Raw genomic sequence first — 10,389 nt, forward strand, 5'->3', positions numbered from 1 at the left:
ATGATATGACATCGCCATAGAACCCCTTATCAGAGCGTCCGCAACGCAAACCGCTTCAGCTTGCCGGTTTCAGTACGCGGCAACGCGTCGATAAATTCGATCGCACGTGGATATTTGTACGGTGCGATCTGCTCCTTCACGTACGTCTGCAACTGAACGACAAGCCCCTCACTCGGCGAGTAACCCGCATTGAGCACCACGAACGCCTTCACAATCTGCCCGCGCTCTTCGTGCGCCACGCCCACCACGGCGCATTCCGCCACAGCGTCATGGTGCATCAGCACGCTCTCCACTTCAGGACCGGAGATGTTGTATCCGGCCGAGACGATCATGTCGTCGGCGCGCGCCTGATAATAGACGTAGCCGTCCGCGTCGATTCGAACAGTATCGCCCGGGAGGTTCCAGCCGTTGCGCACGAACTTCCTCTGGCGCGGGTCGCTTAGATAGCGGCAACCCGTCGGGCCTTTCACCGCAAGCTTGCCGAGTTCGCCCGTCGGGACTGGCAACATGTCGTCGTCGACGGCCTGGACGACGTAGCCCGGCACCGCGCACCCGATCGCACCGTTGCGCGTCTCTTTACCCGCACTCGAAATGAAGATGTGAATCATCTCCGTGCTGCCGATCCCGTCGATCATCTGCAAGCCCGTGGCCTCCCGCCAGAGCTGTCGCGTGGAATCCGGCAACGCTTCGCCCGCCGAGACGGTTTTGACGAGACTAGAGAGGTCAAAGCGCGGTGCGAGCCCGGCCATCTGCCGATAGAACGTTGGCGCGGTGAACATGATCGTCGCGCGAAACCGTTCGACGGTCTGAAGCAGCGTCTCCGGCGTGAGGCGCTCGATCAGCACCGTCGACGCCCCCACGCGCAACGGAAAGCACAGCAGGCCGCCGAGCCCGAATGTGAACGCAAGCGGAGGCGTGCCGCAGAATATGTCGTTGGCGGTGGGCTTGAGCACGTGGCGCGGAAACACGTCGCACATCGCAAGCACATCGCGATGAAAATGCATGCAGCCCTTGGGAGAACCCGTCGTGCCGCTGGTGAATGCGATCAGGCATACGTCATCGGCGGCGGTATCGACTGCGGTGTATTCGGCTGGTTGGGCGGCGGCCAGGGTATCGACAGAATCGGGCGCATCGTGATGAAACAGCCGCGTTTGCAGCAGGCTTTCGCAAAAGTGCGCGTTGCCGCGTTCGCTGCAGTGCGCGAGTTCATCGACCAGGCGTGCGTCGCACAGGGCCGCCGAGACTTGGGCACGATCGATGATCTGCTTAAGTTCCTTGGCGCGCAGAAGCGGCATGGTCGGGACCACGACGAGCCCCGCCTTCAGCGAGGCGAGCCATGCGATCGCCATATGCAGCGAGTTCGGGCCGCGCAGCAAGATGCGGTTGCCCGGCACGAGCTTCATTACGCTGGTCAGCACGTGCGCGGTCTGATTCACGCGCATGCGCAGTTCACGGTACGTGGTCGCATGCGGCGTGCCGTCGACTTCCGACCAGATCGCGGGCCGCTCGCCTAAGCCGCGCTGCGGCTCTTCGTCAATCGGCCGGTCGAGCAGTTCGACCGCGCAGTTCAGGCGCGCCGGATAAGCCACATCGGGGTTGTCGAGCAAAAGCTGCGGCCACTCGTCGGGCGGCGGCAAGTTGTCACGGGCAAACGTATCAACATGAGATGAGGATTCCATCGTTATCTCTGGTGGCGGCGGGCAAGTTAGACGGGGTCGTTAATCCGGAATGACGGCAGTTGCTTCAATCTCCACTTTGGCTTTATTTTCAATGAGCGCCGCGACCTGCACGGCGCTCATTGCAATATCGTAGTTGCCGATGAGCTCACGAAACGCACCACCAATATCCTTGAGCGCCGCGAGATATTCGCGCTTGTCAGTGACGTACCACGTAAGTCGCACGAGATGCTCGGGGCGTCCGCCTGCTACAGCCAGCACGGCGACAACGTTCTCCAGCGCCTGCCTCGCCTGTGCGGCGAAGTTGTCGCTCTGAAAATGTGATTCGGCATCCCAACCAATCTGTCCAGCTATAAAAACTTGCGTACCGCGTGCTGCGACGCCGTTTGCATATCCTCGCGGTTTGACCCAGCCGGGCGGGAGCAATGCTTGCTTCATGACTGTTTCTCCTGTGCTTCGGTTGTCGCGGCCGGATCGAAACGTGTGAGGGCCGCGCGGATGTCGTCGGGCAGGGGGGTTGATGTACCTGCTTCGATCGATGTCGTAACGAGCACCTGGTGGGCGCTGAAACGCGTCTCACCGTTTGCCTGTGCGGTGATATCGACTGCGATTGAGCGAGCGCCAATTCGCTTGAGCGCGAGCGACAGGTCGAGAATGTCGCCCATCAGGCTCGGCTTCGAGAACGTGCAATCGAGCTTCACGATCGGCAAGCCGACGCGGCGCTTACTGATCATCACCGCATAGTCAATGTCGAGCGCTTCGTTGAACCAGTCCTCGACAAGCGCATTTGTCATCACGAGATACTGTGGAAAAAATACGATACCAGCGGGATCGCAATGCGAAAATCGAATGCGCACAGATCGCTCGAAACGCGCAGGTTCGGCGTTCATCGCGTAGTCCTCGCAGCGTGGGCCTTGAGCAGATCACGCCCGACAATAAGCTGCTGCACTTCAGTCGCACCTTCGTAGATGCGCAGCGCGCGGATCTCGCGATACAGTTGCTCCACCACCGCGCCGCTTTGTACACCGCTTCCGCCCCACAATTGCACGGCGGCGTCGATGACCTGCTGCGCGCCTTCGCTCGCATGCCACTTGGCCAGCGCGGCTTCGCGCGTGACGGACTTGCCCTGATCGCGCAACCACGCCGCGCGATAGACGAGAAGCGCCGCGCTGTCGATGGTGAGCGCCATCTGTGCGAGCTTTGCTTGTGTCAACTGGAAGTCGCCGAGCGTCTGGCCGAACATCTTGCTCGACGCCGCACGCTCGAGTCCTTCGCTCATCGCACGTCGCGCAAACCCGAGCGATGCCGCCGCCACGGACGTCCGAAAAATATCCAGCGTTCGCATCGCAAGTTTGAATCCTTCGCCTGCATTGCCGAGCAACGAGGCGCGCGGCACACGTGCATGTTCAAACGAGAGACGCGCCAGCGGATGAGGCGCAATCACGTCGAGGCGTTCAGCGATGCGCAGCCCCGGTGTGTCCGCATCGACGATGAACGCGCTGATGCCCCTCGCACCCGGCGTCTCGCCCGTTCGCGCGAACACCACATAGAAATCCGCGATGCCGCCATTCGAGATCCAGGTCTTCTCGCCATCGAGCACATAGGAGTCCCCATCTTCGATCGCGCTAAGCGCGAGCGCCGCGACGTCAGAGCCTGCATCGGGTTCGGTCAGCGCGAAGGTCGCGATCGCGTCGCCACTCGCGACACGCGGCAGGTATCGCTCTTTCTGCGCGTCGCTGCCAGCGAGCGAAATCGCACCCGAGCCAAGTCCCTGCATGGCGAGCGCGAAGTCGGCGAGACCGCTGTAGCGCGCTAGCGTTTCGCGCAGCAGGCAAACAGCGCGGGTGTCGATGGTGTCACCGTGTCCGCCGTAAGCCGTGCCGCCGACGCCATAGCGCAACCACCCGGCCGCGCCGAGTTCGCGCACGAGCCGACGACATGTCGCATCGACGTTTGCGTGATCGGCGTGCGCATTGCGTAGATGTTCCGATGCCCACGCGTCGATACGTGCGCCAAGCTCACGATGCCGCGCGTCGAAGAACGGCCACGCGAGAGCGTCATGGAATCCGTCCGAACTCGTTTGAGGATGTGTCAACTCAGTCTCCTTCGAAAACCGGCCGGGTCTTCGCCGCAAACGCACGATAGGCGCGGCCGAAATCGTTGGTTGCCATGCAGATCGCCTGAGCCTGAGCTTCCGATTCGATGGCCTCGTCGACGCTCATGCTCCATTCCTGATGCAGCATCTTCTTGGTGATGCCGTGCGCGAACGTCGGTCCGGAAGCAAGTTCATTGGCAAGCGCGTGCGCAGCGCTGACGAGGTCGTCAGGCTCGCACAGGCGGTTGTAGAAGCCCCAGGCGAGAGAGTCGTCACCGCTCGCCGAGCGTCCCGTAAAGAGCAGTTCAGATGCCCGCCCCTGGCCGATGATGCGTGGCAGGATGGCGCATGCACCCATGTCGCAGCCCGCAAGGCCGACGCGTGTAAACAAAAATGCAACCTTGCTGCGCGCGGTGCCGAGCCTCATGTCCGATGCCATCGCCATGATCGCGCCGGCGCCGGCGCACACGCCGTCAACCGCCGCGATTATTGGCTGCGGACAATGGCGCATTGCCTTGACGAGGTCGCCCGTCATGCGGGTGAACATCAGCAACTCGGGCATGGGAAGGTCGACCAGCGGCGCGATAATGTCGTGCACGTCGCCGCCCGAACAGAAGTTGCCGCCTGCGCCGTAGATCACGATGACGTGCACGTCGGTTGCATAAGCGAGCTGCCGGAACAGGTCGCGCAATTCCGCATAAGACTCGAACGTCAGCGGGTTCTTGCGCTCGGGGCGGTTCAGCGTGATCGTGCCGACGCCGCTTGTCACGCTCCAGCCGAAATGCTCGGCGGCATAACCACTTAGTGTCGTCCGGTTGCCGGCAAAGAGCGCGGCGGTGTTCTCGTTCATCGACAGTCTCCGTTTCTGTTTCCGTGTGCCCGATGCTTCATGATTGCGTGCGCTCGCGCAGATGCTGTTTAAGCTTGCCGAGTTTCTGATGCACGCGCGCCTTGTCGGCGAGAGGCAAGCCGCCCAGCAATTCGACGACCCATTGTTCATGCGCTTGCGCCATCCGATCGAACAACTCGCGGCCGATTGGCGTGAGACTGACCGCGAACGAGCGGCGGTCGTTCGGATCTGCATCGCGCACGACCAGACCTTCCTTTTCCAGTTGGTCAGTCAGGCCCGTTACGTTGCCGCCCGTGACCATCAGTCGTCGCGACAGTTCGTTCATCTTGAGGCCTTCGGGATGGCGTTCGAGTTGCGCCATCAGGTCGAAGCGCGGAAGCGTCGTATCGAACTCCGCGCGCAGGCGCTTGCGCAGTTCCGCCTGCACGAGGTTGGTCGTCGTCAGCATGCGCAGCCATAGACGTAGCCCCATGTGACTGTCCACGCCGGTGCTCATTTCGAGGTCGACGACGTTGTCGGTGACGGAATTGGCGACTTTAGCCTTCTCGGTCGCGCTGCTTTTAGCGGTGCGAATCGCGGGTTTGGTCACATTACTTCTCCACCTGAAATCGATATTGTCTGCCCGGTGATCGATTCGGAGCCCGGCGAACAAAGCCACAAGACCGAATTGGCGACTTGCTCCGGCGTGACGAAGCGCCGTTGCGGATTGGAACGCAGCAGCGCTTCACGTGCTTCATCTTCGCTGCGGGCGGTCTGCGCGACAATTTTCCCGATCGACTGTTTGAGCAACTCGGTTTCGGTGTAGCCGGGACAGACGGCGTTCACGGTCACGCCGCGCGTGGCCACTTCGAGTGCGAGCGAGCGCGTCATGCCGATCACACCATGTTTCGCCGCGCAATACGCGGCCACATAGGCATAGCCGATCTGGCCGGCCGTGCTCGCGACATTGACAATGCGGCCGCTGCGGCGTTCCAGCATTGAGGGCAGGACGGCTTGCGTGCACAGGAATACGCCCGTGAGATTCACGTCAAGCATGCGTTGCCACAGCGCCAGGTCGGTCTTTGCGAAGGGCGCAGCTTCGGCCTGTCCTGCATTGTTGATGAGGATGTCGATGGCGCCATGCTGAACGGTTGCGGCTGCGAACGCCGTGCTGACCGAGTCAGGCGAGGTGACATCGACGCTCTGCACGTGAACGGTGCCAAGGTCGTTCAACGCTTCAGCTTGACGCGCAAGCCGCGTTGCATCGCGGCCCATCAGCGTCACATGCACACCCGACGCTACCAGCGCGCGAGCGACCGCAGCACCGATGCCGCTGCCACCGCCCGTCACGACCGCGTGTCTTGGCCCAAGGGCTTGCGTAAGAGAATCGCTCATGCTTCATCCTCCGCGCGCTTGGCGCGTTCACGCTCGTAATTGCGTTCGAGCTGCGATTTCGCGGCCTGATATTGCTTGGGCCAGGCGATATCGAAGTAACCGAGCTTTGCCGCTTCGTTAAGCGTCCACGCGGGATTCGCAAGATGCGGCCGTGCGACCGCGCACAGGTCCGCGCGACCCGCCGCGATGATGCTGTTCACATGATCGGCTTCGGAAATCGCGCCGACCGCGATCGTCGCGATACCTGCCTCGTTGCGCACGCGATCGGAGAAGGGCGTCTGGAACATGCGCCCATAGACGGGCTTCTCGTCCTTGCTGACCTGTCCCGACGACACATCGATCATGTCCGCGCCGGCTTCCTTAAAGGCACGCGCGATCTGCACAGCGTCATCGGGCGTGATGCCGCCCTCGACCCAGTCATGCGCCGAGATGCGCACGGAGATGGGTTTGTCGTCGGGCCACACGGCGCGCATCGCGCTGAAAACCTCCAGGGGATAACGCAGCCGGTTCGCGAGCGAGCCGCCGTATTCGTCATCGCGATGATTCGTGAGCGGCGACAGGAACGCCGACAGAAGGTAACCGTGGGCGCAGTGCAGTTCAAGCCAGTCGAAGCCGGCTTCAGCCGCAAGCCGGGTCGAGCGGACGAACTGTGCCTTGATTTCCTGCAGGTCGTCGGTTGTCGCTGCACGTGACCACTGGCTGATGCCCGCGAGATACTGCTGGCGGGACGCGGACACGATTGACCAGTTATCCTCTTCAAGCGGCTGGTCGATGCCTTCCCAGCTCACGCGCGTGGATGCCTTCCCGCCCGCGTGTCCTAGTTGAATGCCGAACTTCGCATCGCTTTGGCCGTGTACGAATTCGACGATCCGCCGCCACGCATCGCGTTGCGTATTGTTATAGAGCCCAGGACAGCCCGGCGTGATGCGGCCTTCGGGCGATACGCAGGTCATCTCCGTCATCACGAGCGCGGCACCGCCCATGGCACGCGCGCCGAGATGCATCAGGTGATAGTCGCCGACCACCCCATCGACAGCGGAGTACTGCGCCATCGGCGACACCACGACGCGGTTCTTCAACGTGACGCCGCGCACTTTGAAGGGCGTGAACATGGGCGGGATCGAGCGTTTGCCTTGACCGCGAGTGTCCAGCCCCGAGCGCTGCGCGACCCAGTTTTCAAATTCGGCCAGATAATCGGCGTCGCGTGAACGCAGGTTTTCGTGCGAGATGCGCTGCGAGCGCGTGAGCAGCGAATAGGCGAATTGCTCAGGCTCGAATGAAGCATACCGCTCCACATTCTCGAACCATTCCGTTGAATTGCGCGCGGCGTTCTGAATGCGCAGGACGTCGATGCTGCGTACATCGGTGTAATGATCGAGGGCTGCGGCGAGATCGCCCGGATGCGCGGCGATGCTATTGGTCAGTTCGATCGCATCTTCGAGCGCGAGCTTCGTGCCCGAGCCGATGGAGAAATGCGCGGTGTGCGCGGCGTCGCCCATCAGGACGACCGGCGTCACACCGCGGTCACTGCTTGGACGATAGTGAACCCACGTTTCGTTCACGACGCGCGGGAAGCGAATCCACTGCGCGGAGCCGCGCAGATGCTGCGCGTTGGACTTGAGCGCGTGACCGTCGAGGTACTTCGCGAAGAGCCGCTCGCAAAACTCGATGCCGTCTTCCTTGCTCATTTCGTTGAGGCCTGCCGCACGCCAGACCCGCTCGGGTGCCTCCACGATGAACGTCGAAGTGTGTTCGTCGAACCGATAAGCGTGTGCCTGGAACCAGCCGAATTCAGTCTTTTCGAAGGCGAACGTGAAGGCGTCGAAAAGCTTGTCGGTGCCGAGCCAGACGAAGCGGCAATCACGCAAGTCGACGGTGGGCCTATAGGTCGCGGCGTACTTGTTGCGCACGACGCTGTTGGCGCCGTCGCAGGCGATGATGAGATCGGCGTCGTAGGCTTCGTCGTCAGTGACTTGCGTTTCGAATACGAGCTTGACGCCGAGTTCTTCAGCGCGCGCCTGAAGAATGTTCAGGAGACGCTTGCGGCCAATACCGCAGAAACCGTGTCCCGAGGAACGCAGCGTGCGGCCGCCGAAATGGATGTCGATGTCGTCCCAGTGATTGAACGCACCGAGGATCGATTCAGCGCTGGCAGCGTCCGCGCGGCGCAGGTTGTCGAGAGTCTGATCTGAAAACACCACGCCCCAACCGAAGGTGTCGTAGGGGCGATTGCGCTCAACGACGATCACCTCGTGCGCAGGGTTCTGCTTCTTCATCAAAAGGCCGAAATACAGGCCTGCCGGGCCCCCACCGATGCAAACGATCCGCATGCCGCGCTCCTCGCTGAAGAATCTGGTTTTACTTTAGGTATTAATAGTTTAGATGTCAAGTAGTTTGGTGGGAAGGGTTAGCCCCGTTCGGAGGTTTGACGCCGTCGTTCGCTTCAGGCAGGCGCGCGATACACGGCGCCGAGCTTTAGAAACGCTTTACTTTTTTTCCAGGTCGTTGGTGCCGGCCACGGCGTGACTGAACATTGCTTCCATCCTCCTCAGGAAATAAACGACGAGTTATCCGATGCCGTGGCCGTCGCCCATGAAGAACCACGATGCGCGACGGCCCGGCGACGGAGGGATTCACGCTCTAGTGGTGTGCGAAGAGGCCCTCGCACGGGGTCACGGCGATATGGCTCCCCGCTTGGGACAGTCCAGGGACCGCACCGCCATACGCCTCTTCCGAGCCAGTCGCGTTCGAAGACGTTCAGTGAGACGCGCGCCTTATCCGGAAAAATAAGCATTCCTATTTATTTACCAAGCCTCCTCGGATCGCTGACCTGACGATGCCATGGGATCCCCGCAAAGAAAAATCCGCCACCCTATAATGATCTTCCCCCCTCGTTCACAGGCTACCTCATGATCAAGTTTTACTACCACCCTTCTCCCAACCCCGCGAAGGTCGCGCTGTTTCTTGAAGAGAGCGGACTGCCATATGAACTCGTGCCTGTTGACACCCGCAAGGGCGAGCAGCACGACCCGGCCTTTACGGCGATCAACCCGAACGCGAAGACGCCAGCACTGGTCGATGGTGATGCGACGATCTTCGACAGCAACGCGATCCTGCTGTATCTGGCGGAGAAGACGGGCCGGTTCGTACCGGCGAACACGCCCGAGGCACGTGCGCAAATGTACTCGTGGCTGATGTTCGTGGCCACCGGCATTGGACCTTACTCGGGCCAGGCGGTGCACTTCAAACACTTCGCGCCGGAGCCCAAGGCCTACGCCGTGAACCGCTACGACTTCGAAGCCTGGCGCCACTGGAACATCATCGACGCGCAGTTAGCCCAACAAAAATACATGCTCGGCGACGAATACACCCTGGTGGACATGGCGGTATGGGGATGGGCGCGCGCCGTGCCTTTCGTCCTGGGCCCCGAAGCATGGGAAAAGCTGCCGCACGTCAAGCGTCTGCTCGACGAGATCAATGGCCGCCCGGCGGCGCAACGGGCTGAAGCCCTCAAGGCGCGCCATGCGTTCAAGGCCGAGATGGACGATGCCGCGCGCGAGGTGCTGTTTCCCCAGAACGCACGCTTAGACGCTTGAGCCCACAGGCGCGGTTTGTTCGCGCTGACTGACCGACCGCTTGCCGTCGTGAGAACTTAGGTGTCTCCCGATGGCTTGGCGCTGAGTTCGGCTACCCGCCAGGGACGACAGCCGTCACCACGCCGACCACGCCACTGTCGTGCCGAAACCGCCGCCCGCTTCCTCATTCTTCCTGCTCCCGCACGTCGACGCCGTCTGACTCTCGGCATCAGGTTTACCCTGATACCGCTTCCACCGATCGCCACGCTCTGGTATAAATCCGCCCCAAGCTGATTACGTTTTAGCACGGCAAAAAATCGACTTCACAGCGGGTGTGAGTCAGAAGTCAGAAGGAGCGGCATGGCGCGCGTTGTAGTAGTGGGCAGCATCAACATGGACATGGTGGTCGCAACCGATGTGTTTCCACGTCTGGGTGAAACGCTTTTTGGCAAGCGCTTTTCGACAAATCCGGGCGGCAAGGGTGCGAATCAAGCGGTCGCTGCTGCCCGGCTTGGCGCTGACGTCACGATGATCGGCTGTGTCGGCGCCGACGCGTTCGGCGAACAGATGAAAGCGACGCTCAACCGCGAAGGTATCGACACGCGCTGGGTCTCGACGGGACGCGAGGCGACCGGAATTGCGTCCATCACGCTGACGGGCGGCGATAACGCCATCGTGGTCGTGCCCGGCGCCAATCACGAGCTTGCGCCCGCCGATGTCGATCGCGCGCAGAGCGCGTTTCGCGATGCCGACGTCATCCTCGCCCAACTGGAGGTCCCGCTTGCGACCGTCCTTCACGCGGCGCGGCTAGCCCACGCC

Annotated in this window: 10 protein-coding genes; 2 read left to right on the forward strand and 8 right to left on the reverse strand. The window is 61.7% G+C overall.

Annotated elements, in window-relative coordinates; genetic code table 11:
* Positions 1–29: 29 nt before the first annotated feature.
* The 8 genes from WCA53_RS29535 to WCA53_RS29570 are packed head-to-tail and all read right to left on the reverse strand — an operon-like array spanning position 30 to position 8,325.
* Positions 30–1,679, reverse strand: a complete 1,650-nt coding sequence (locus WCA53_RS29535; RefSeq protein WP_423919571.1) for an AMP-binding protein — start codon at positions 1,677–1,679, stop codon at positions 30–32.
* A 39-nt stretch (positions 1,680–1,718) separates the two neighbouring features.
* On the reverse strand, positions 1,719–2,114 hold the full coding sequence (locus tag WCA53_RS29540; protein ID WP_423919574.1) for a RidA family protein: 396 nt from the start codon (positions 2,112–2,114) through the stop codon (positions 1,719–1,721).
* Positions 2,111–2,566, reverse strand: coding sequence for an acyl-CoA thioesterase (locus WCA53_RS29545; protein ID WP_423919579.1), 456 nt, complete (start codon positions 2,564–2,566; stop codon positions 2,111–2,113). Before WCA53_RS29545 ends, WCA53_RS29540 begins: the two co-directional genes overlap by 4 nt.
* Positions 2,563–3,771 carry an acyl-CoA dehydrogenase family protein gene (locus WCA53_RS29550; protein WP_423919583.1) on the reverse strand — a complete coding sequence of 403 codons (1,209 nt, stop codon included), beginning with the start codon at positions 3,769–3,771 and terminating at the stop codon, positions 2,563–2,565. Before WCA53_RS29550 ends, WCA53_RS29545 begins: the two co-directional genes overlap by 4 nt.
* 1 nt (position 3,772) lies before the next feature.
* Positions 3,773–4,621, reverse strand: coding sequence for an enoyl-CoA hydratase family protein (locus WCA53_RS29555; protein WP_423919586.1), 849 nt, complete (start codon positions 4,619–4,621; stop codon positions 3,773–3,775).
* Positions 4,622–4,658: 37 nt separating this feature from the next.
* Positions 4,659–5,195 carry a MarR family winged helix-turn-helix transcriptional regulator gene (locus tag WCA53_RS29560; protein ID WP_423919611.1) on the reverse strand — a complete coding sequence of 179 codons (537 nt, stop codon included), beginning with the start codon at positions 5,193–5,195 and terminating at the stop codon, positions 4,659–4,661.
* A gap of 11 nt (positions 5,196–5,206) precedes the next feature.
* Positions 5,207–5,995 (reverse strand): SDR family NAD(P)-dependent oxidoreductase, encoded by a 789-nt coding sequence (locus WCA53_RS29565; RefSeq protein ID WP_423919589.1) that lies wholly within the window; start codon positions 5,993–5,995, stop codon positions 5,207–5,209.
* The gene (locus WCA53_RS29570) at positions 5,992–8,325 is read right to left on the reverse strand and encodes a bifunctional salicylyl-CoA 5-hydroxylase/oxidoreductase (RefSeq protein WP_423919592.1); all 2,334 of its coding nucleotides are present in this window, start codon (positions 8,323–8,325) and stop codon (positions 5,992–5,994) included. The genes WCA53_RS29565 and WCA53_RS29570 overlap by 4 nt, the downstream gene beginning before the upstream one ends.
* A 579-nt stretch (positions 8,326–8,904) precedes the next feature.
* Here WCA53_RS29570 and WCA53_RS29575 point away from each other — a divergent pair.
* Entirely contained in the window at positions 8,905–9,591 is a 687-nt protein-coding gene (locus WCA53_RS29575; protein ID WP_423919597.1) for a glutathione S-transferase family protein, read from the forward strand.
* Between the two features lie 339 nt (positions 9,592–9,930).
* On the forward strand, positions 9,931–10,389 hold a 459-nt coding region (locus tag WCA53_RS29580), incomplete at its 3' end, for a PfkB family carbohydrate kinase (protein ID WP_423919602.1).

The organism is Caballeronia sp. (assembly GCF_049581465.1).
Classification (GTDB): domain Bacteria; phylum Pseudomonadota; class Gammaproteobacteria; order Burkholderiales; family Burkholderiaceae; genus Caballeronia.

Excerpts from the sequence above, each read along its gene's own strand:
- WCA53_RS29535 (WP_423919571.1), bottom strand. The coding sequence starts at position 1,679 with ATGGAATCCTCATCTCATGTTGATACGTTTGCCCGTGACAACTTGCCG.
- WCA53_RS29540 (WP_423919574.1), bottom strand. The coding sequence starts at position 2,114 with ATGAAGCAAGCATTGCTCCCGCCCGGCTGGGTCAAACCGCGAGGATAT.
- WCA53_RS29545 (WP_423919579.1), bottom strand. The coding sequence starts at position 2,566 with ATGAACGCCGAACCTGCGCGTTTCGAGCGATCTGTGCGCATTCGATTT.
- WCA53_RS29555 (WP_423919586.1), bottom strand. The coding sequence starts at position 4,621 with ATGAACGAGAACACCGCCGCGCTCTTTGCCGGCAACCGGACGACACTA.
- WCA53_RS29565 (WP_423919589.1), bottom strand. The coding sequence starts at position 5,995 with ATGAGCGATTCTCTTACGCAAGCCCTTGGGCCAAGACACGCGGTCGTG.
- WCA53_RS29570 (WP_423919592.1), bottom strand. The coding sequence starts at position 8,325 with ATGCGGATCGTTTGCATCGGTGGGGGCCCGGCAGGCCTGTATTTCGGC.
- WCA53_RS29575 (WP_423919597.1), top strand. The coding sequence starts at position 8,905 with ATGATCAAGTTTTACTACCACCCTTCTCCCAACCCCGCGAAGGTCGCG.